The sequence below is a fragment of the Duganella sp. BJB476 genome (assembly GCF_003416895.1).
In the GTDB taxonomy this organism is placed as follows: Bacteria; Pseudomonadota; Gammaproteobacteria; order Burkholderiales; family Burkholderiaceae_D; genus Rugamonas.
The window spans coordinates 13,893-34,876 of the sequence record NZ_QVIO01000014.1; the positions used below are offsets into that span (position 1 = coordinate 13,893).

17 protein-coding genes are annotated in these 20,984 nt (G+C 64.1%); 11 read left to right on the forward strand and 6 right to left on the reverse strand.

What is annotated here, in order from left to right:
* The first annotated feature begins 134 nt into the window (after positions 1-134).
* Entirely contained in the window at positions 135-692 is a 558-nt protein-coding gene (locus tag D0T21_RS30765; RefSeq protein WP_116993837.1) for a TMEM175 family protein, read from the forward strand.
* On the opposite strand, the gene D0T21_RS30770 is transcribed toward D0T21_RS30765, so the two are convergent.
* Positions 661-1,050 (reverse strand): MmcQ/YjbR family DNA-binding protein, encoded by a 390-nt coding sequence (locus D0T21_RS30770; RefSeq protein WP_116993836.1) that lies wholly within the window; start codon positions 1,048-1,050, stop codon positions 661-663. The genes D0T21_RS30765 and D0T21_RS30770 overlap by 32 nt on opposite strands.
* Before the next feature lie 214 nt (positions 1,051-1,264).
* Here D0T21_RS30770 and D0T21_RS30775 point away from each other — a divergent pair, with 214 nt between their 5' ends.
* The 4 genes from D0T21_RS30775 (at position 1,265) to D0T21_RS30790 (ending at position 6,140) form a co-directional block, all read left to right on the forward strand.
* Positions 1,265-3,394: a M3 family metallopeptidase gene (locus D0T21_RS30775; RefSeq protein WP_199538630.1), complete on the forward strand. Its 2,130-nt coding sequence runs from the start codon at positions 1,265-1,267 to the stop codon at positions 3,392-3,394.
* Between the two features lie 25 nt (positions 3,395-3,419).
* Positions 3,420-5,552 carry a M3 family metallopeptidase gene (locus D0T21_RS30780; protein WP_116993834.1) on the forward strand — a complete coding sequence of 711 codons (2,133 nt, stop codon included), beginning with the start codon at positions 3,420-3,422 and terminating at the stop codon, positions 5,550-5,552.
* Between the two features lie 87 nt (positions 5,553-5,639).
* Positions 5,640-5,849, forward strand: a complete 210-nt coding sequence (locus tag D0T21_RS30785; protein WP_116993833.1) for a VF530 family DNA-binding protein — start codon at positions 5,640-5,642, stop codon at positions 5,847-5,849.
* Positions 5,850-5,858: 9 nt separating this feature from the next.
* Positions 5,859-6,140: a DUF4404 family protein gene (locus D0T21_RS30790; RefSeq protein ID WP_116993832.1), complete on the forward strand. Its 282-nt coding sequence runs from the start codon at positions 5,859-5,861 to the stop codon at positions 6,138-6,140.
* Positions 6,141-6,186: 46 nt separating this feature from the next.
* Here the strand turns inward: D0T21_RS30790 and D0T21_RS30795 are convergent, their stop codons facing one another.
* A complete protein-coding gene (locus D0T21_RS30795; protein ID WP_229211707.1) occupies positions 6,187-6,696 on the reverse strand; it encodes a DUF1269 domain-containing protein in 510 nt (169 codons plus the stop codon).
* 234 nt (positions 6,697-6,930) lie between these two features.
* Here D0T21_RS30795 and D0T21_RS30800 point away from each other — a divergent pair, with 234 nt between their 5' ends.
* The 5 genes from D0T21_RS30800 to ahpF all read left to right on the forward strand — a co-directional run bounded on the left by D0T21_RS30800 (position 6,931) and on the right by ahpF (position 16,304).
* Complete coding sequence (locus D0T21_RS30800; RefSeq protein WP_229211708.1) at positions 6,931-9,231, forward strand: YgiQ family radical SAM protein; 2,301 nt, start codon at positions 6,931-6,933, stop codon at positions 9,229-9,231.
* 237 nt (positions 9,232-9,468) lie between these two features.
* Positions 9,469-10,908 carry a hypothetical protein gene (locus D0T21_RS30805; RefSeq protein WP_116993830.1) on the forward strand — a complete coding sequence of 480 codons (1,440 nt, stop codon included), beginning with the start codon at positions 9,469-9,471 and terminating at the stop codon, positions 10,906-10,908.
* Positions 10,909-11,053: 145 nt separating this feature from the next.
* Complete coding sequence (locus D0T21_RS30810; RefSeq protein WP_116993829.1) at positions 11,054-13,864, forward strand: EAL domain-containing protein; 2,811 nt, start codon at positions 11,054-11,056, stop codon at positions 13,862-13,864.
* A 172-nt stretch (positions 13,865-14,036) separates the two neighbouring features.
* Positions 14,037-14,600 carry an alkyl hydroperoxide reductase subunit C gene (gene ahpC, locus D0T21_RS30815; RefSeq protein WP_020703761.1) on the forward strand — a complete coding sequence of 188 codons (564 nt, stop codon included), beginning with the start codon at positions 14,037-14,039 and terminating at the stop codon, positions 14,598-14,600.
* 108 nt (positions 14,601-14,708) lie between these two features.
* Positions 14,709-16,304 carry an alkyl hydroperoxide reductase subunit F gene (ahpF, locus tag D0T21_RS30820; RefSeq protein WP_116993828.1) on the forward strand — a complete coding sequence of 532 codons (1,596 nt, stop codon included), beginning with the start codon at positions 14,709-14,711 and terminating at the stop codon, positions 16,302-16,304.
* A gap of 123 nt (positions 16,305-16,427) precedes the next feature.
* On the opposite strand, the gene D0T21_RS30825 is transcribed toward ahpF, so the two are convergent.
* The 4 genes from D0T21_RS30825 to D0T21_RS30840 form a co-directional block, all read right to left on the reverse strand.
* A complete protein-coding gene (locus D0T21_RS30825; protein WP_116993827.1) occupies positions 16,428-17,555 on the reverse strand; it encodes an AI-2E family transporter in 1,128 nt (375 codons plus the stop codon).
* A complete protein-coding gene (locus D0T21_RS30830) occupies positions 17,552-18,034 on the reverse strand; it encodes a cyclic nucleotide-binding domain-containing protein (RefSeq protein WP_116993826.1) in 483 nt (160 codons plus the stop codon). Before D0T21_RS30830 ends, D0T21_RS30825 begins: the two co-directional genes overlap by 4 nt.
* A 65-nt stretch (positions 18,035-18,099) precedes the next feature.
* Positions 18,100-18,717, reverse strand: coding sequence for an ATP-binding cassette domain-containing protein (locus D0T21_RS30835; protein WP_116993825.1), 618 nt, complete (start codon positions 18,715-18,717; stop codon positions 18,100-18,102).
* Entirely contained in the window at positions 18,708-19,865 is a 1,158-nt protein-coding gene (locus tag D0T21_RS30840; RefSeq protein WP_229211709.1) for a hypothetical protein, read from the reverse strand. Before D0T21_RS30840 ends, D0T21_RS30835 begins: the two co-directional genes overlap by 10 nt.
* Before the next feature lie 69 nt (positions 19,866-19,934).
* Between D0T21_RS30840 and D0T21_RS30845 the strand changes: the two genes are divergently transcribed.
* Positions 19,935-20,984, forward strand: coding sequence for a Fic family protein (locus D0T21_RS30845; RefSeq protein WP_116993824.1), 1,050 nt, complete (start codon positions 19,935-19,937; stop codon positions 20,982-20,984).

Consider the following 20,984-nt stretch of genomic DNA (forward strand, 5'->3'; position numbering starts at 1 on the left):
GCACGCAAGCGTTTGAAGGAGAAAGGCAGCATGCGCCATCCGTCGCAACGCTTCAAAAATATGCTGCTGCGGTCGGTTGTGAACTACAGATAAAACTGGTCCGGCACAAGCCGGCCTGAAAAGGATAACGAGAAATGGGCAAGGGCAGGTTGGAAGCATTCAGCGACGGCGTCATCGCGATCATCATCACCATCATGGTGCTGGAACTGAAGGTGCCGCATGGCGCGGACTGGGCGGCGTTGCAGCCTTTGTGGCCGGTGTTCCTCAGCTATGTGCTGAGCTTCATCTACGTCGGCATCTACTGGAACAACCACCATCACCTGATCCACACCGTCAGCAAGGTCACCGGCGGCGCGCTGTGGGGCAATCTGCATTTGCTGTTCTGGTTGTCGCTGGTGCCGTTCGTGACCAGCTGGGTCGGCGAGAACCATTTCGCCGCGCTGCCGCTGGCCTGCTATGGCTTCATCCTGTTCATGTCCAGCATCGCCTACTTCATCCTGGCGAAGTGCCTGGCGGCCAACAACGAGGCGCTCAGGATTGCGCTCGGCAAGGATCGCAAGGGCAAGCTGTCGACGCTGCTGTATTTGATCGGTATCGGCGTGTCGCTGGTGGAACCGATGGCCGGTTTCGCGGTCTATGTGAGTGTCGCAATGATCTGGTTTATTCCGGATCGCCGCTTCGAGCACCGCTAGCATGCTGGCTTAACGCTTTTTGTTTGGCCTTGCTGAGCGACTCCACCGCGCGCCGGTACGATCCCGCCACCAGCTCGGTCAGATAATCGGCCGGGAACTTGCTCACGTCGACGATGGTCACCCAGTGAAAGCGTCCCATGTAGCGCGCTGGCTTCACGCCCGGCACGTCGGTCAGCTCCAGGAAACGGTCCGGCGTCACGCGCAGGCTGAAGCGCCAGCGCTCCGGCTCGCTGGTCTTGAAGTAGGCGAAGGTCTTGTCCCCGACCTTGTAGACCAGGATATTCGACGGTTCTCCATGCAGGGTTTCCACCGCGCCGGGGTATTGCTGGCAATGTCGTTTCAGCTGTTGAGTGTTCATTTCTGCGGTGATGTTGCAACGGAACCTCAGTGTAGCTGTAAAAATGCCAATTCGACAAAGCATTCTTCGGAAAAAGCCCCCGCTTTCCAACCAAGTGCAGTGCAGCATTTTTTGCCAGTGACTGCCGCCATATCACCCTGATATCATCTTGCGCTTCCATGCTGCGCTTAGGCGCGTCAGCATTTTCCCTCGGCGTTTAATGAAAGATGTCACCATGTCCCGTCCTCAAGTGCTCGTAATCGCGGCCGCCCTCGGCCTGGCCTTCTCCCAGACCGTGCTGGCCGCACCTGCTCCCGCCGCCGCGCTGGCCGGCAACCCGCTGGCCGCCGCCAGCACGCTGCCGTTCCACTACCCGGCATTTGACAAGATCAAGGACGAGCACTTCCAGCCGGCCTTCGTCGAAGGCATGCGCATCCAGCTGAAGGAAATCGCAGCGATCGCCGACAACAAGAAGCCGGCCACGTTCGAGAACACCATCGTCGCCATGGAAAAATCCGGCGAGCTGCTGACCCGCGTGCAAACCACTTTCGGCAACCTGCAAGGCGCCAACACCAACGACAAGCTCGATGCGATCGATAGCGAGATGTCGCCCAAGCTGGCCGCCCATGGCGACGCCATCTACCTGAACGCCAAGCTGTACGCCCGCGTGAAATCGCTGTACGACAACCGCGACAAGCTCAAGCTCGACGCCGAATCCAAGCACCTGCTGGAACGCTACCACACCGATTTCGTCCGCGCCGGCGCCAAGCTGTCCAACGCCGACAAGGAAAAACTCAAGACCATCAACGGCGCCATCGCCACGCTGCAAACCACCTTCACCCAGAACGTGCTGAAGGAAACCAACGCCTCGGCGCTGGTGGTCGACACCCGCGAAGAACTGGCCGGCATGACCGACGCCGCCATCGACGCCGCCGCGGCAGCCGCCAAGGCCAAGGGCATGGACGGCAAGTTCCTGGTCGCCATCGTCAACACCAGCGGCCAGCCGCCGCTGGCCGTGCTGACCAACCGCGCCGTGCGCGAACGCCTGATGGCCGCGTCGCTGACGCGCGGCAGCCACGGCGGCGAGTTCGACAGCCGCGAAGTGGTGCTGAAAATCGCCAAGGCGCGCGCCGAGAAAGCCACCCTGCTGGGCTACGCCAACTTCGCCGCCTACTCGCTGGAAGACCAGACCGCGCACGACACCGCCGCCGTCAACAAGCTGCTGGGCGAACTGGCCAAGCCGGCCGTCACCAACGCCAAGAAGGAAGCGGCCGACCTGCAAGCCGTGGTCGACGCCGACAAGGGCGGCTTCCAGATCGACGCCTCCGACTGGGCCTTCTACACCGACAAGGTGCGCGCCCAGCGCTTCGCCTTCGACGAGAACCAGTTGAAGCCGTACTTCGAGCTGAACAACGTGCTGACCAATGGCGTGTTCTACGCCGCCGGCAAGCTGTACGGCCTGTCGTTCAAGGAACGCAAGGACCTGCCGGTGTACAACCCGGACGTGCGCGTGTTCGATGTGTTCGACGCCGACGGCAAGCAGCTGGCCATCTTCCTGGCCGATATGTACGCCCGCAGCAACAAGCAGGGCGGCGCCTGGATGAACGAGTACAGCTCGCAGTCGTCGCTGCTGGGCACGCATTCGGTGGTGGCCAACCACCTCAACATTCCGAAGCCGCCGGCAGGCGAGCCGACGCTGCTGACCTACGACGAAGTGAAGACCGCCTTCCACGAGTTCGGCCATGCGCTGCACGGCATGTTCTCCAACGTGAAGTACCCGCGCTTCTCCGGCACCAGCGTGCCGCGCGATTTCGTCGAATATCCGTCGCAAGTGAACGAGATGTGGGCCGTGTGGCCGGAAGTACTGGCCAACTACGCCAAGCACTACAAGACCGGCGCGCCTATGCCTAAGGAACTGCTGGACAAGGTCATCGCCTCGAAGAAATTCAACCAGGGCTTCCTGACCACCGAGTACCTGTCGGCCTCGCTGCTGGACCAGCGCTGGCACCAGCTGACCCCGTCGCAGATCCCGACCGACGTGCTGGGCTTTGAAGCGCAGTCGCTGAAGGACATGGGCGTGGACTTCGCGCCGGTGCCGCCGCGCTACCGCACCACCTACTTCTCGCACAGCTTCTCCGGCGGCTACTCGGCCGGCTACTACGCCTACCTGTGGTCCGAGAAGCTGGACGCCGACACCGTCGAATGGTTCAAGGAAAAAGGCGGCCTGAAGCGCGAAAACGGCGACTGGTTCCGCGCCAAGCTGCTGTCGCGCGGCGGCACCGACGATGCGATGAATTTGTTCCGCAACTTCCGCGGCCGCGATCCGATCATCGAGCCGCTGCTGGACCGTCGTGGCCTGAAATAATATAAACCGTTTATAAGAAAACCAGATGAACACCAACCTCAACCTGCTACTCGCCGCCGGCGTGGCGGCCGTTTGCAGCGTCGCGCATGCGGCCGAGCCAGCTTCCATGCTGCCGGCCAGCAATGCCTTCGCCAAGGCCAGCACGCTGCCGTTCGGCTACCCGCCGTTCGACCAGATCAAGAACGAGGACTACGGTCCGGCGTTCGCCGAAGGCATGCGCATCAACGCCGCCGAAATCGAAGCCATCGCCAACAACAAGCAGCCGGCCACGTTCGCCAACACCATCGTCGCGATGGAGAAATCCGGCCAACTGCTGTCGCGCGTGTCCAGCGTGTTCGGCAACCTGTCCGGCGCCAACACCAACGACAGCTTCAAGGCGCTGGAGCGTGAGCTGTCGCCGAAACTGGCGGCCCACAGCGATGCGATCCGCCTCAACGCCAAGCTGTATGCCCGCATCAAGTCGCTGTACGACAAGCGCGCCAAGCTGCACCTGGACGCCGAGTCGCTGTACCTGCTGGAACGTTACAACACCGACTTCGTGCGCGCCGGCGCCAAGCTGTCCAGCGCCGACAAGGAAAAACTGAAGGCGCTCAACGGCGAGCTGGCCAAGCTGTCCACCAGCTTTGCCCAGAACGTTCTGGAAGAAGCCAACGCCTCGGCGCTGATCGTCGACACCCGTGAAGAGCTTGCCGGCATGTCGGACAAGGCGATCGACGCCGCAGCAGCCACCGCCAAGGCGCGCGGCCTGGACGGCAAGTTCGCCATCCCGGTGGTCAACACCACCGGCCAGGCCAACCTGGCGGTGCTGACCAACCGCGCGGTGCGCGAACGGCTGATGGCCGCTTCGCTGGCGCGCGGCAGCCACGGCGGCAAGTACGACAACACGCAAGTGGTGTTGAAGACGGCCAAGCTGCGCGCGGACAAGGCTGCGCTGCTGGGTTACGCCAACTTCGCCGCCTACTCGCTGGAAGACCAGACCGCGCGCACGCCGGAAGCGGTCAACAAGATGCTGTCCGAGTTCGCCCGCCCGGCCGTCGTCAACGCGAAAAAAGAAGGCGCCGAGATCCAGCAGGTGATCGACAAGGAACACGGTGATTTCCAACTGGCGGCGCAGGACTGGTCCTTCTACAGCGACAAGGTGCGTGCCGAGCGCTTCAATTTCGACCAGAACCAGCTCAAGCCCTACTTCGAACTGAACAACGTGCTGACCAACGGCGTCTTCTTCGCCGCCAACAAGGTCTACGGCCTGACGTTCAAGGAGCGCAAGGACTTGCCGGTCTACGATCCGGACGTGCGCGTGTGGGACGTGTTCGACGCTGACGGCAAGCAGCTGGCCATCTTCATCGGCGACTACTACGCCCGCAGCAACAAGCGCGGCGGCGCCTGGATGAATGCCTACGTGTCGCAGTCCAAGCTGATGGGCACGCATCCCGTCATCGCCAACCACCTCAACATTCCGAAGCCGAACGCCGGCGAGCCGACGCTGCTGACCTACGACGAGCTGCGCACCGCTTTCCACGAGTTCGGCCACGCGCTGCACGGCATGTTCTCCGACGTCAACTACCCACGCTTCTCCGGCACCCGCGTGCCGCGCGATTTCGTCGAGTTCCCGTCGCAGGTCAACGAGATGTGGTCGGTCTGGCCCGAGGTGCTGGCCAACTACGCCAAGCACTACCAGACCGGCGCGCCGATGCCGCAGGAACTGCTGGACAAGGTGATCGCCTCGAAGAAATTCAACGAAGGCTATCGCACCACCGAGTACCTGGCCGCCTCCATCCTGGACCAGAAATGGCACCAGCTGGGCGCGTCGCAGATCCCGGCCGATGTGCTGGGCTTTGAAGCGACCGCGCTGAAGGCCGCCGGCGTCGACTACGCGCCGGTGCCGCCGCGCTACCGCACCACCTACTTCTCGCACGTGTTCGCGGGCGGTTACTCGGCCGGCTACTACGGCTATCTGTGGTCGGAAAAGCTCGACGCCGACACCGTCAACTGGTTCACCGAGAACGGCGGCATGCTGCGCAAGAACGGCGACTGGTTCCGCAAGATGCTGCTGTCGCGTGGCGGCACCATGGACGCGATGCAGATGTTCCGCGGCTTCCGCGGCCGCGATGCGCAGATCGAACCGCTGCTGGAGCGCCGTGGCTTGACCGAAAAGTAAGCCGAAGTTCAGCAAGGAAGCAGGGGCCGGGCGCGATTTGTGTAAGAATCGAGTCCGGCCCTTTCATTTTGTGAGTAAGATAGAACTATGAGTAACGAACTGCACGGCGTGACGCTGGAAGCCATCGTAACCCGTTTGCACGCGCATTACGGCTGGGAACAGCTGGGCCAACGGATCGACATCAATTGCTTCATCAGCGATCCGAGCATCAAGTCCAGCCTGAAATTTTTGCGCAAGACACCGTGGGCCCGCGCCAGAGTCGAAGAACTCTACGTCGCCACGAAATTTACCGACTAGGGGTGGATTATGGACAGCAATCTGAAGGCATCACTGAGTTCCCTGCGCAGCCACCTGGCCAGCGCCGGCCCGATCGACGATGAATTGCAGGATTTGCTCAAGCAGCTGGACGGCGACATCAAGCAGCTGCTGGAACGCCGCGCCGCCGCCGAGGCCAATCCGGGCGGCAGCACCACCTACGGCCTGGCCGAGCGCACCCAGGAAATCTCCGCCAAGTTCGCCGCCCAGCATCCGCAACTGGAGCCGGCCCTGCGCGAATTGGGCAATATCCTGTCCAGCATGGGAATCTAAAGCAGGCGGGAGGACCCGGGGAACCTAGGTCCCCGGGCAGCCGGCGTTACGGAAACGCCAGCATCGGCGGTTCCATACCGCCAAAGCTGATTTCGGGATGACGCTTGGCGATCATCTCTTCGATTTCTTCGACGCGCCGCACCGGCACGTCCACGATCAACAGCACCTGGCCCTGCTCGACGCGCGGCATAAACTGCTTGAGCCGGGTATTCGGCACGGCCGCCGCGTTCATGCCGGAAGCCCAGCCGCCGAAAATCGCCCCGCCCAGCGCCACCAGCAGGATGGCGGCGGTGCGCAAGGTCATGCCGTCCACCGGGAACAGCGTCAGGAACACGCCGGCCCCGAGGCCGACGATGGCGCCGATCACCACGCCCAGCTGGGCGCCGTGGACCAGGTCGGTCTTCTGCAGAAAGCTGACGTCCGGCATGTCCGACGGCAGACCATCCCTGGCCATGAAGCGCATATGGCCGATTTCGATCCGCGCCAGCAGCAACTCGTCCAGCATGGAACGGGCGCTCGGCACGTCGGGCAGCATGAAATAAAGTCGGCGTCGCATAATGGTCTCCCGGTGACAGGTATCTAACCGTTATAGCAAAGTTGCGGACTATAGCAATGTGTATCCGTCATCATTTACACTCAAGTGATTGAATACTAAAAGAATTTTTCTTTTGGCCATGAGCGGAGCGGGGGCATTTCCGGTACAATGCTGTCCGATATGAGCTCCCCTACCAATTTATTTGCGACCGTCCCGAAACGGTCTGCCCGCGCTGCCGTTGCGCCATTCCTGCCGATGTCCCGCGCCGAAATGGCTGCGCTCGGCTGGGACGAGTGCGACGTCATCCTCGTCACCGGCGACGCCTACATCGACCATCCGAGTTTCGGCATGGCCCTGGTCGGCCGCCTGCTGGAGGCGCAGGGCTTCCGCGTCGGCATCATCTCCCAGCCGGACTGGACCTCTGCCGAGGCCTTCCGCGCGCTGGGCAAGCCGCGCCTGTACTACGGCATCACCGCCGGCAATATGGACTCGATGGTCAACCGCTACACGGCCGACCGCAAGATCCGCTCCGACGACGCCTACACCGCCAACGGCGAACCGAACAAGCGCCCCGACCGCGCCGTCACCGTCTACGCCCAGCGCGTGCGCGAAGCCTATCCCGGCACGCCGGTGGTGATCGGCTCGATCGAAGCCTCGCTGCGCCGCATCGCCCACTTCGACTACTGGTCGGACAAGGTGCGCCGCTCGGTGCTGACCGATTCCAAGGCCGACCTGCTGATCTTCGGCAACGCCGAGCGCGCGCTGGTCGACCTGACCCACCGCATGGCCGCCGGCGAAGACATCAAGACCATCCGCGACCTGCGCGGCACCGCCTTCATGGTGCCGGCCGGCTGGCTGCCGGATCAGGACTGGGGCGTGCACAACAGCACCCGCGTCGACGTGCCGGGCAAGATCGACACCCATCCCGATCCGTACATGATGGTGCAGCAGAACACCTCGTCGTGCGCCACCGAGAACGGCGGCGCCAAGGGCGAGGTGGACGAAGGCATGGTCGAGCCGAAGCCGGTGGTGCCGGTCGAGGTGATCAAGCCGATCCGCATCATGAGCCGCGAAGAACGCCAGGCCATGGCCAAGGAAAAGCACAACAAGACCGTGGTGCGGCTGCCGTCGTATGAAACCGTCAGCACCGATCCGGTGATGTATGCGCACGCCTCGCGCGTGTTCCACCTGGAGTCGAATCCCGGCAACGCCCGCGCCATGGTGCAGGCGCACGGCGAGCGCGACGTCTGGCTCAACCCGCCGCCGCTGCCGCTGCGCATGGACGAGATGGACGGCGTCTACGACATGAACTACGCGCGCGCGCCGCATCCGTCCTACGGCAAGGCCCGCATTCCGGCGTGGGAAATGATCCGTTTCTCCGTGAATATCATGCGCGGCTGCTTCGGCGGCTGCACCTTCTGCTCGATCACCGAGCACGAGGGCCGCATCATCCAGAGCCGCTCGGAGCCGTCGATCCTGCGCGAGATCGAGCACATCCGCGACAAGACCAAGGGCTTCACCGGCACCATTTCCGACCTCGGCGGTCCCACCGCCAATATGTACCGGCTGGCCTGCAAGGACCCGAAGATCGAGGAATCGTGCCGCCGCCTGTCGTGCGTGTACCCGTCGATCTGCGTCAACCTGGGCACCGACCACAGCAAGCTGATCTCGCTGTACCGCAAGGCGCGCGCGATTCCCGGCGTGAAGAAGATCCTGATTTCGTCGGGCCTGCGCTACGACATCGCCGTGCGTTCGCCGGAGTACGTCAAGGAACTGGTGACCCACCACGTGGGCGGCCTGCTGAAGATCGCGCCGGAGCACACCGAAGAAAACACGCTGTCGAAGATGATGAAGCCGGGCATCGGCGCCTACGACGAGTTCAAGGAAATGTTCGACCGCTTCTCGCTGGAGGCGGGCAAGAAGCAGTACCTGATCCCGTATTTCATCGCCGCCCACCCGGGCACGACCGACCTCGACATGCTGAACCTGGCGCTGTGGCTGAAGAAGAACAACTTCAAGCTGGACCAGGTGCAGACCTTCATGCCGACGCCGATGGCCATGGCCACCACCATGTACCACACGCGTAAGAACCCGCTGCGCAAGGTGAGCGAGGATTCGGAAGTGGTCGAGACCGCGCGCAGCGGCAAGATCCGCCGCACCCACAAGGCTTTCCTGCGCTACCAGGATCCGGAGAACTGGCCGATCCTGCGCGAGGCGCTGGTGGCCATGGGGCGCGGCGACCTGATCGGCAACGGCGACAAGCACCTGATCCCGTCGTGGTCGGCGGGCGAAGGCAATGCGCCGGATCCGAGCCGGCGCACGCCGTCCGGCCCGGCGCCGAGCGCCAAGGGCGCCCGCTCCGGCATCGTCGCCAGCGCCCAGCCGCCGGCACGCCATCAGGGCCAGCGCGCCAATGCGCTGACCGGTTCGCTGACGGCGCGGCAGTCGCTCGACACCAAGCCGCGCGCCTCCATCCTCGACACCATCAAGGTCAAGAAGCCGGCCGCCGCCGCGCCCGTCAAGGGCGCCAAGCCGGCCCCGCGCGGTCGCAAATAAGCCGCAAATCAACCGGCCCGGCCGGTCCGGCAAGCAGCGTCGCTACGGTGGCGCTGCTTTTTTTTTCGTCTATTTCATTCCGGAAATGTTGTTAAATACCCCCATCGGTGCAATTGCGTGGATAATTCAGGCTTGCTCCGACGATGCGTGGAGGCCGCTTGCGGCTACACTGGTTGCAAGCTGGCCACCGGTCCGGTTGGCCCCGCACGCAGACCTCATTCTGTGAACTGGAAGAACATGAAAAACTTTAAATTCTCGACCCTGCTGCTGGTACCCGTGCTGGCCATCCTGGCCGCATGCGGCGGCGGTGGCGGCAGCTCGACCACCACGCCGACGGTGGCGACGCTCAAATCCATCACCATCGCGGCCAGCGCCAGCGCCAGCAGCACCATCCCGATCGGCATCGCGGTGCCGCTGACGGCCACCGGCACGTATTCGGACAACAGCACCAAGGTGCTCAACACCGCCAGCGGCCTGGTGTGGGCCTTCAAAGGCGCCGGCGCGGTGGCGACCATCGTCCCGGCCGGCACTGTGACCGGCAAGGCGGTCGGCTCCGACACCGTGACCGCGACCCAGGACGGCGTGGTCGGCAGCCTGGCCATCAACGTCATCGCGCAGTGGAACGGCGTGGCCGCCGGCGGCAACCAGACCATCGGCCACAAGTCCGACGGCAACCTGTACGGCTGGGGCTCGAACATCCGCGGCCAGCTCGGCGACAGCACCCAGACCGACCGCAACGTGCCGACGCTGGTCAGCGGCGGCAGCACGCTGTGGAAGCAGATGGCGGTGGGCGAACAGTTCGTGGTGGCGCTGCGCAGCGACGGCACCCTGTGGGCCTGGGGCTCCAACCAGAACGGCACGCTGGGCATAGGCGCGCCCGACACCGCTCAGCATCAGGTCCCGCTCAAGATCGGCAAGGACACCGACTGGGCCTTTGTGGCGGCCGGCAAGGCGCACGCGTTCGCGATCAAGACCAGCGGCGTCATGTACGGCTGGGGGCGCAACTTCAACGGCCAGCTGGGCGACGGCACCAACATCGACCGGCCGGCGCCGGTCGTGATACCGCTGCCGACCGGCCTGAAGGCGTGGCTGTCGGTCAGCGCCGGCGACACCCATACGCTGGCCATCATCAAGGACAACCTGAACCTGTATGCCTGGGGCGGCAATTCCAGCGGCCAGGTCGGCAACAACGGCAAGGTGGACATCTCTTCTCCCGCCAAGATCGGCGCCTTCCAATGGTCGTCGCTGGCGGCCGGCGCCAACCATTCGGTGGCGATCCGCACCGACGGCGCCATGTTCGGCTGGGGTAACAATACCTTTGGCCAGGTCGGCAACAACGGCTCGAGCGACATCAGCGTACCCACGCCGATCGGCATCGGCAGCAACTGGCTGGCGGCGGCCTCGGGTTCCGCACACACCATGGCGGTGACCCGCGACGGCCAGCTGTGGGGCTGGGGCAGCAACGCCGAGAGCCAGCTCGGCACCGGCGGCCCGGACAGCCCGACGCCGGTGCAGGTGGGCACGGCCAACAACTGGCTGTCGGTCACCGCGGGCACGCTGCACAGCTTCGGCCTGCGCTCGGACAATACGTTGTGGGGCTGGGGCCGCAACGTGGAAGGCCAGTTGGGCAAGGGCGACAATGCCCAGGCGCCGGTGCCGGTCGCCATCCCCAACTAAGTAGTACTACCGACGTGACGACGGACGGCAGGCAAACGCCTGGCCGTCCGTTGTGTTTTATGCCTGAGTATTGTCAGAAAGCGACGATTTCGGCCGCCGAAGCAGCTACACTACACCTAGCCCGCGATTCTCTGGAAAAACACTAGTGCCCGTACGTGATACTGTCCCCACCACTTCCCCCTCCCTGCGCGCGCCGCGCCGGTGGCGCCGTGCCGGCCTGACGCTGCTGGCGCTGCTGCCCGCGCTGTGGCTGGCGCCGGCCGCGGCGCAGGACAAGGTCACGCTGCAACTCAAGCATCATCACCAGTTCCAGTTCGCCGGCTACTACGCCGCGCTGGAGCAGGGCTATTACCGCGAGGCCGGGCTGGACGTGTCCATCCTCGAAGGCTCGGACGGCAACGAGCCGGAGCGCGACGTCGCCGCCGGCAAGGCCGAATACGGCGTCGGCGCCAGCAGCCTGCTGCTGGCGCGCCTGGCCGGCAAGCCGGTGGTGGTGCTGGGCGTGGTGTTCCAGCACTCGCCGTATGCGCTGGCGATGCGCCAGACCAGCGCCGAGCCGGACATCCGCCGCATCATCGGCAAGCGCGCGATGATCGGCTCGCTGACCGACGAGCTGGGCAGCGCCGACGAGCTGCTGGCCTACCTGATCAAGGAAGGCATCCCCGCCAGCAGTTTCCAGCGGGTCGAGCCGAGCTACAACACGGCCGACCTGATCAACGGCAAGGTGGACGCCATCGCGGTCTACACCACCAACGAGCCGGACACCTTCGAGCGCCTCGGCTTCCCCTACGATATCTACAGCCCGCGCGCGGTCGGCATCGACTTCTACGGCGACAACCTGTTCACCAGCGAGCGCGAGATCGCCAACCATCCGGAGCGGGTGCGCGCCTTCCGCGCCGCCAGCATGCGCGGCTGGCAGTGGGCCATGAGCCACCAGGAGGAGATGGCCGACGTCATCCTCAACAAGTACTCGCGCCGCAGCGACCGCGCCCACCTGCTGTACGAGGCGCGCCAGATGGTGCCGCTGGTGCAGCCGGTGCTCGTCGAGATCGGCTACCAGAACCCGGAACGCTGGCGCCACATCGCCGACGTCTACGCCGGCCTGGGCATGGTGCCGAAGAACGCCAATTTCGACGGCTTCATATACAACGTCGGCGGCGGCGCCAGCCTGCTGTGGCTGTACCGCGTGCTGGGCGGCGCGGCGCTGGTGCTGGTGCTGGGCGCGGCCGTCCACTTCAGCCTGCTGGCGCGCGAACGGCGCCGCGCCAACGCCGCCATCCGCACCGGCGAGCAGCGCTTCCGCACCATGTTCGAGGCGTCGCCGCTGGGCATCGCGCTGGTCGATTCGGTCACCTCCGAATACCGCGACATCAATCCGCGCTTCGAGGAAATCGTCGGCCGTTCGCAGGTCGAGCTGAGCGCCATGCGCTGGTTCGAGGGCGCCCATCCGGAGGACGTGGCCCAGCTCAAGGTGCAGATGGGGCGCCTCACCGCGCACGAGGTCGGCAGCTTCAAGATCACCAACCGGCTGTTCCGCCCGGACGGCGAGCTGGTCTGGATCGAAGTCTCGGTCACCGCCATCGAGACCGAGAAGGGCAGCCATCCGCACCACCTGTGCATGATCGAGGACGTCACCGACAAGAAGCAGAGCGAGGCGCTGATCTGGCAGCAGGCCAACTTCGACCCGCTGACCCAGCTGCCCAACCGCCGCATGTTCCACGACCGGCTGGCGCACGACATGCTCAAGAGCCAGCGCGACCGCTCGCACATCGCCATCCTGTTCATCGACCTCGACCACTTCAAGGAAGTCAACGACACCCTGGGCCACCACCAGGGCGACATCCTGCTGGTGGACGCGGCGCGCCGCATCAGCGCCTGCGTGCGCAAGTCGGACACGGTGGCGCGCCTGGGCGGCGACGAGTTCACCGTGATCTTGTCCGAGCTCGAGGGCACCGAGCGGGTCGAGCACATCGCCCAGCACATCATCGACAGCCTGCGCCTGCCCTTCCCGCTGGGGCAGGAGCAAGCCTTCGTCTCGGCCAGCATCGGCATCACCCTGTACCCGGACGACGCGCTCGACATCGACGACCTGCTCAAGCACGCCGACCAGGCCATGTACGCCGCCAAGGGCGCCGGCCGCAACCGCTACAGCTATTTCACGCCGACCCTGCAGGTGGCGGCGCTGAACCGCATGCGCCTGACCAACGACTTGCGCGGCGCCCTCAAGGCCGAGCAGTTCGAACTGTATTTCCAGCCCATCGTCCACCTGAAGAGCGGCCGCATCCACAAGGCCGAGGCGCTGATACGCTGGAACCACCCGCAGCGCGGCGTGGTCAGCCCGATGGACTTCATCCCGCTGGCCGAGGCCAGCGGCCTGATCATCGACATCGGCGAATGGGTGTTCCGCGAATCGGCGCGCTGGGTGCAGCGCTGGCGCCATGAGCACCATCCGGAATTCCAGGTCAGCGTCAACCAGTCGCCGCTGGAGTTCGCGCGCGAGGACGGCGCCTACGACACCTGGCTGAGCTATCTGCAGGCGCTGGACCTGCCGGGCCAGGCGGTGGTGGTGGAAATCACCGAGGGCCTGCTGCTCGACGCCAACGCCACGGTCAGCAACAAGCTGCTGCAACTGCGCGACGCCGGCATCCAGGTGGCGCTGGACGACTTCGGCACCGGCTACTCGTCGCTGTCCTACCTGAAGAAGTTCGACATCGATTACCTGAAGATCGACCGCTCCTTCACCCGCAACCTGGCGCCCGATTCCAGCGACATGGCGCTGTCGGACGCGATCATCGTCATGGCCCACAAGCTGGGCCTGCGGGTGATCGCCGAGGGCGTGGAAACGCCGGAACAGCGCGACCTGCTGGCCGCCGCCGGCTGCGACTACGGCCAAGGCTATCTGTTCGCCCGCCCCATGCCGGCCGCGCAGTTCGACCAGCTGCTGCGCAGCCAGTAAGCCCCAGGCCGGCGCGCCTGCTCCCAGCGCCCGAAACAGCGATAATAGCTATCCGCTTTGCTTGTTCTATAGTCGATAGCTATTGAAACTATTGGAACAATCAATTTTGCAAATGGGGCGAAAACCCTTAAACTGGCGTCTCAATGATTCACAACCCAACGAGGAAACCACAATGTCTCTGATCAATACCCAAGTAAAACCATTCAAGGCAACCGCATACGCCAACGGCAAGTTCATCGACGTGAGCGACGAGTCCCTGAAGGGCAAGTGGTCCGTTCTGATGTTCTACCCAGCCGACTTCACCTTCGTGTGCCCTACCGAACTGGAAGACCTGGCCGACCACCAGCCTGAATTCGCCAAGCTGGGCGTGGACGTGTATGGCGTGTCGACCGACACCCACTTCGCGCACAAAGCATGGCACGACACCTCGGATGCAATCAAAAAAGTCAACTACCCGCTGATCGGCGACCCTACCGGCACCCTGTCGCGTAACTTCGAAGTGATGATCGAAGAAGAAGGCCTGGCACTGCGCGGCACCTTCGTCATCAATCCGGAAGGCTTCATCAAAGTGCTGGAAGTGCACGACAACGGCATCGGCCGCGACGCGTCGGAACTGCTGCGCAAAGTGAAGGCAGCGCTGTACGTGGCATCCCACCCAGGCGAAGTTTGCCCAGCTAAATGGACCGAAGGCGCGGCTACCCTGACCCCATCGCTGGACCTGGTCGGCAAGATCTAAGTCCGAGCACGTCTTGAAAGAGACCGCAGCACACAAGTAATACCGCGATGCCGGTCCGGGCGTCCGGCCCGGCATACGCCTAAATATTTGTAAAAAGGAAGAAAAATCATGTTAGATGCAACTCTCAAAACCCAGTTGAAAGCCTACTTGGAAAAAGTGGTGCAACCGATTGAGATCGTCGCTTCTCTCGATGACAGCGCCAAGGCCCGCGAGATGGAAGAACTGCTCCAGGAAATCGTCCTGTTGAGCGACAAGATCACGCTGGTCAAGCGCACCGACGATGCCGAACGCAAACCGTCGTTCAGCATCAACCGCCCGGGCACCGATATCGGCGTGCGTTTCGCCGGCGTGCCGATGGGCCATGAATTCACCTCGCTGGTGCTGGCCTTGCTGCAGGTCGGCGGCCACACCATCAAGTTCGACGAGGCCGTGATCGAGCAGATCCGCAACCTGGATGGCGATTACGAATTCGAAACCTTCATCTCGCTGAGCTGCCACAATTGCCCGGAGGTGGTGCAAGCGCTCAACGCGATGGCGGTGATCAACCCGCGCATCAAGGTGACCACCATCGACGGCGGCGTGTTCCCGCAAGAAGTCGAGGCGCGCCAGATCATGGCGGTGCCGATGATGTTCCTGAACGGCGAGCACTTCGGCCAGGGCCGCACCAACGTCGAAGAGATCCTGTCCAAGCTGGACAAGAACGCCGGCGCCCGCCAGGCCGCTGAGCTGAGCAAGAAAGACGTGTTCGACGTGCTGATCGTCGGCGGCGGCCCCGCCGGCGCGGCAGCGGCCATCTACGCCGCCCGCAAAGGCATCAAGACCGGCGTGCTGGCCGAGCGTTTCGGCGGCCAGGTGCTCGACACCCTGGCGATCGAGAACTTCATCTCGGTCAAGGCTACCGACGGTCCCAAATTCGCCGTGGCGCTGGAGCAGCACGTCAAGGAATACGAAGTCGACATCATGAACACCCAGCGCGCCGCCAAGCTGGTGCCGGGCAAGCTGATCGAAGTGCAGACCGCCAGCGGCGCGGTCTTGAAAGCCAAGTCGGTGATCCTGGCCACCGGCGCCCGCTGGCGCGAGATCAACGTGCCGGGCGAGAAGGAATACCGCAACCACGGCGTGGCCTACTGCCCTCACTGCGACGGCCCGCTGTTCAAGGGCAAGCGCGTGGCGGTGATCGGCGGCGGCAACTCCGGCGTCGAAGCGGCGATCGACCTGGCCGGCCTGGTCAAGCATGTGACCCTGATCGAGTTCGGCGCCGAACTGCGTGCCGACGCGGTGTTGCAGCGCAAGCTGCGCAGCCTGGCCAACGTCACCGTGATCGTCTCGGCGCAGACCACCGAGATCCACGGCGACGGCAAGATCGTCAACGGCCTGAGCTACACCGACCGGGTGTCGGGCGCGGTGCAGAAGGTTGAGCTGGAAGGCGTGTTCGTGCAGATCGGCCTGGTGCCGAACACCGAGTGGCTGAAAGGCACGGTGGCGCTGTCGCGCCACGGCGAGATCGAAGTCGATGCGCGTGGCCAGACCTCGATACCCGGCGTGTTCGCTGCGGGCGACGTCACCACGGTGCCGTTCAAGCAGATCATCATCGCCACCGGCGACGGCGCGAAGGCGGCACTGTCGGCCTTCGACCACCTGATCCGCTCGGACGACGAGGAAGTCGTCACCGAGTCTGCCGAGAAGCAGGCGATGACCGCGTAAGCGTACGCAGCAAAGCAAAAGAGAATCGGGGGTCAAGTCTGACATTCGGACACGGGCTCTGCCGTAACGTTCATTACGGCAGAGCCCGTGTCCGAATGTCAGACTTGACCCCCGATTATTTTTTTATGTCACCAGGTCGGCGCTGGCCTGCCTGGCGCGCAGCTCCATGGCGTTGCGGTGGCGCGCGCGCAGGCGCGGGTCGGTGATCAGCCGGCCCAGCGTTTCGCCGACCACCATCACCACGCCCAGCAGCGGCAGCACCAGCATCAGTCCCGCCACGCCGGCCACCGAGCCACCGATGAAGATCATCAGCACCGTGATCAGTGGATGGATGTGCAGGCTGCGGCCCAGGGTCAGCGGCATGAAGACGAAATCGTCCAGCAGCCGCACCGTGATGAACACGCCGATCGCCATGTAGGCCACACCCGGATCGGCCGGCGCGTCGGTCGAGGCCACCATCACCACCAGCACGCAGCCGACGATCGAGCCCACATACGGCACCCACGCCAGCATCGCCGCGATCAAGCCCAGCACCAGCGGCGACGAGACGCCGATCGCCCACAGCCCGAACGCCAGCACCGCCGTGTCGAGGATGGTCAGCTTGATCAGGCCCTGGAAGTAGCGGTGCGCGGTCTGGTCCACTTCGTGCAGCAGGCACAAGGTCTTTTCAAAGAAGGCGTTCGGCACGGCGCGCGCCAAAAACTTCTTGAAGCGCAAACCGTCGCGCAGGAAGAAGAAGGTCAGGAACGGCGCCAGCAGCAGCGACGGCAGCCACGCCGCCACCGACACCAGGATGTCGGTCAAATGCTTCTGCACGAAGCTGCCGGTGAAGGCGCTGACGCGGCTGTTGACCGTGCGCGCCAGCTTGATCTGCTTGAGGATGGGGAACTGCTGCTCCAGCGACAGCATCGTGTGGCGCACGAACTCCAGGCCGCCGCTCAGGTACTTGCCCAGCATGTCCTGCCACGAGTCGGACGGGCCGGAATCCCAGTAGATGAACACCAGGCCGGCCGCCACCAGCAGCAACAGGAACACGCTGCCAACGATCAGCGTGGCGGCGTTGTGGCTCAGGCCCATGCGGATCAAGCGCTGCATCGGCGGTTGCAGGATGTAGTACAGCACGATCCCCAGCAGGAAGGGGATGGCCAGGAACAGCATCTGCTGCAGCAGGAACAACAGCACGCAGGTGGCGGCGATGATGCCGCTCCAGACCACCGGCCCGGCGCGCTGTTGGGTCGGCAGGAAATTCATAGCGCCTCGACTTGCGGCTTGCCGGTCATCCAGTCGCGCAGGCGGCTGCCGATGTGGCGCGCCAGGGCCAGCGAGATCTTGTAGCCGATCACGGCGTCGGTCTCCATCAGGCCCATGAAGTCGGCGCGGAAGAACACCGCCAGCTCGCAGTTGTCCAGCGCGCGCGTCTGCGCGTTGCGCGGCGTGTTGTCCAGCAGGGCCAGGTCGCCGAAGAAGGAGCCGGCCGACAGCTCGGCCACCACTTCGCGCGTGGCGCCCAGCTGGCGGCTGATGATCACCCGGCCCGACATCACCAGGTACAGCGCCTGGCCTTCCTCGCCCTCGTCGAAGATGATCTCATCGGCCAGGTAGCGGCGCTCGTGCATCAGGCCGTCGACGATGTTCAGTTCGAGCGGGGTCAGCGTGGCGAACAGCGCCGATTCCTTCAGGCGCAGCAAACGCGGCGACAAAACGGGCGATTTGAGGAAGCCAAAGATCAAGGGAACTCCGTGCAGGGCAAGGTGCGCGGACCGGGCCGGCCCGGCTTTATCGTTCCAATGATAACTTAAAGTTGCACGGTAGCGGACAGCGGCAAGGCCGGGTCGAGGTGGCTGGTGAGCAGGATGCACTGGCGCGCCAGCCGTTCGGGCGCCGACAGCTGTTGCCGCAGATAGGCCATGGCGTCGGCGTCGAGGCCGTTGAAGGGCTCGTCGATCAGCAGTAGCCGCACCGGCAGCGCCAGCGCCAGCGACAGCTGCATCTTCTTGTGCTGGCCCAGCGACAGCGTGGTGACCGGCTGGTCCAGCGTGTGCAGCAGGTGGAAGGCTTGCAGTTCGGCGTTGAGCAGCGCGGCATCGGTGTCGGGATACAGCGACAGGTGCAGGTCGAGGATTTCGCGCACCGTCAGCCACGGCAGTTGCGGCGTGTCGCCGCCGCAGTAGTAGCACTGCAGGCGGTAGGCCAGCGGCTGGGCCTGGATGTCCAGGCCGTCCAGCGTGATGGCGCCTGCATGCGGCGTCAGCGCGCCGCCGGCCAGCTTCAGCAGCGTGGTCTTGCCGGCGCCGTTTTCGCCGCGCAGCCAGGTGATGCCCGCACCCAGTTGCAGGTCGAAGCGGCGGAACAGCGGATGGCTGGCGTATTCGAAGGTCAGCTGGTCGATGCGCAGCACGGGGTTCAATTCCATAGTTCGCTTCCAATGGCAGTCAGGATGATGATGGCGCTGATGACCAGCCCAACGCGGCCGCGCACGCTCAGGCGGCGCAGCGAGATGATGGCGACTTGGGCGACGCCGGCAAAGCACAGCCAGACGGTGGCGACGGTGGTGCTGTAGCCGGCGCTGCTGGCGCGGCCCAGGTGGCCCAAGGTCAGCAGCGCGAACCAGGCCATCACGGCCAGGCCGGGCAGCAGCGTGGACACGCGCGCAAAGCGGAACAGGCGCTCGATGCGCACCGGCCACGCCGCCGCGACCGGGCGCAGCAGGGCGATCTGTTCGGTGACGGCCTTGTCGCCGCGGTCGGTCAGCAGCATCAACAGGATCGCGGCGTTGAAGCCCCACAGCGCCGGCGGCACCACCGGCGGATGCCACAGCCACACGGCGATGCCCAGCGCGGCGCCCAGCAGCAGCACGGTCTGCTGGATGCCGACCACGTTCTCGGCGCGCCAGAACGGCAGCCAGAACAGCTGGCGCCAGTGATACAGCGCGGTCCGCGCGCGCTGCGCCGGGGCGCCGGCGCTGGCGCCCCGGCGCAGCGCCGCCGGAACATACGGGCCTGGCGCTGGGCGGTCGGGGGCTAGCCTGGCGGCGGCCGGCATGCGGCAACGCTGTGCCAGCACCAGCGTCGAGACGATCCAGCCCAGCAGCAGCGAGCCGACGGTCAGCAGCAGCGCCTGCGGGGCGACCGGTTGCAGCCAGTCCGGCCATTGGTACAGCCAGATGGTGGTGGAAATTGCGTAAGCCATGCTCAACGGAACGATGATCATGCCGGCCACGGCGATGTTGGCGCCCCATTGCAGGCGTGCCGGAATCGGCAGCGGACGGCACCACAGCAGCGCCTGCGCCGGCAGCAGCCGTTTGCGCAGCAGCCAGACCGGCGCGCTGGCGATCAGCGTCTGGCCGGCGAACAAGCCCAGCGCCTGCGGCCACGGCCGCGTCGCCGCAAACAATCCGGGCAGGGCCAGGCAGGCGATCAGCCCCACCAGCACCTGGCCGAAACCGAGCAGTATGTATTCCAGCGAAGTCTTGAAACTGGCGACGAACTGCAGCATCGCCTGGTGCGCCATGCGGATGCGGAAACGCAGATAGGGCGTGCGGAACGGTGTCGGAATACTCATGCCGGAAGGATAACATCCGCTCAATTAGGCGGGACTTAATTGGTTGTAAATGGGTGTATTATTGGTTGTATGCTGCGTACCGATACTCTGCACATCACCCCTGAGATCCTGAATCTTATTGCGGGGATCGATGAATTCAAAGGTGCCTGGCGGGCCTTGGGCCGGCTTGCGCCGGACCGGCTGTCGGCCTTGCGCCGCGTCGCCACCATTGAAAGTATCGGCTCCTCCACCCGTATTGAAGGCGCCAGCTTGTCAGATCGCGAGGTGGCGCGCTTGCTTTCCAATCTCAAGGTCAAATCGTTTGTCACGCGCGATGAACAGGAAGTGGCGGGCTATGCGGAATTAATGGACGTCGTATTCCACTCTTGGCCAGACATTCCGGTGACCGAAAACCATATCAAGCAATTGCACCAGATGCTGCTGCGTCATAGCGACAAGGACGAGCGGCATCGCGGCGCATACAAGACCAGCATCAATAGCGTGGTTGCCTTCGACGCCGATGGCTGGCAGTTGGGCGTCGTGTTCGAAACAGCGTCGCCGTTTGATACGCCGCGACTCATGGCTGAGCTTCTAGATTGGAGCGTGCAGGAGTTGCGTGGCGGGCGGCTGCATCCTTTGCTGGTGATCGCCATTTTCACGGTTGTTTTCCTGGCGATTCATCCATTCCAGGACGGTAATGGGCGCTTGAGTCGTATTTTGACCACCTTGCTATTGCTCCGCTCCGGCTATGCATTCGTACCTTACAGCTCACTGGAAAGCGTGATTGAAGCAAGCAAGGAATCGTATTACCTGGCGCTCAGGCAAACGCAAGCGACGATCCGCAGCGATGCGCCGGATTGGCAACCGTGGCTGCTGTTTTTTCTGCGTTCGCTGGCGGAACAGATACGCCGGCTTGAGAAGAAGGTCGAGCTGGAGCGTGTTGTGCTGGCGGCGCTACCTGAACTGTCGCTGCAAATCGTGCAGTTTGCACGAGAACATGGCCGGGTGACGATGGCGGATATCTTGCGGGCCTCCGGCCGCAACCGAAACACTTTGAAGCCGCATTTTCGCAACCTGGTTGAACATGGCCAGTTGAGGCAGTTCGGCAGCGGGCGCGGAGTCTGGTACGAGTTGGGATAA

Bases quoted from the DNA above. Each gene is read 5' to 3' on its own strand.
- D0T21_RS30765 (WP_116993837.1), top strand. From the start codon at position 135: ATGGGCAAGGGCAGGTTGGAAGCATTCAGCGACGGCGTCATCGCGATC.
- D0T21_RS30770 (WP_116993836.1), bottom strand. From the start codon at position 1,050: ATGAACACTCAACAGCTGAAACGACATTGCCAGCAATACCCCGGCGCG.
- D0T21_RS30775 (WP_199538630.1), top strand. From the start codon at position 1,265: ATGTCCCGTCCTCAAGTGCTCGTAATCGCGGCCGCCCTCGGCCTGGCC.
- D0T21_RS30780 (WP_116993834.1), top strand. From the start codon at position 3,420: ATGAACACCAACCTCAACCTGCTACTCGCCGCCGGCGTGGCGGCCGTT.
- D0T21_RS30785 (WP_116993833.1), top strand. From the start codon at position 5,640: ATGAGTAACGAACTGCACGGCGTGACGCTGGAAGCCATCGTAACCCGT.
- D0T21_RS30790 (WP_116993832.1), top strand. From the start codon at position 5,859: ATGGACAGCAATCTGAAGGCATCACTGAGTTCCCTGCGCAGCCACCTG.
- D0T21_RS30795 (WP_229211707.1), bottom strand. From the start codon at position 6,696: ATGCGACGCCGACTTTATTTCATGCTGCCCGACGTGCCGAGCGCCCGT.
- D0T21_RS30800 (WP_229211708.1), top strand. From the start codon at position 6,931: ATGTCCCGCGCCGAAATGGCTGCGCTCGGCTGGGACGAGTGCGACGTC.
- D0T21_RS30805 (WP_116993830.1), top strand. From the start codon at position 9,469: ATGAAAAACTTTAAATTCTCGACCCTGCTGCTGGTACCCGTGCTGGCC.
- ahpC (WP_020703761.1), top strand. From the start codon at position 14,037: ATGTCTCTGATCAATACCCAAGTAAAACCATTCAAGGCAACCGCATAC.
- ahpF (WP_116993828.1), top strand. From the start codon at position 14,709: ATGTTAGATGCAACTCTCAAAACCCAGTTGAAAGCCTACTTGGAAAAA.
- D0T21_RS30825 (WP_116993827.1), bottom strand. From the start codon at position 17,555: ATGAATTTCCTGCCGACCCAACAGCGCGCCGGGCCGGTGGTCTGGAGC.
- D0T21_RS30835 (WP_116993825.1), bottom strand. From the start codon at position 18,717: ATGGAATTGAACCCCGTGCTGCGCATCGACCAGCTGACCTTCGAATAC.
- D0T21_RS30840 (WP_229211709.1), bottom strand. From the start codon at position 19,865: ATGAGTATTCCGACACCGTTCCGCACGCCCTATCTGCGTTTCCGCATC.
- D0T21_RS30845 (WP_116993824.1), top strand. From the start codon at position 19,935: ATGCTGCGTACCGATACTCTGCACATCACCCCTGAGATCCTGAATCTT.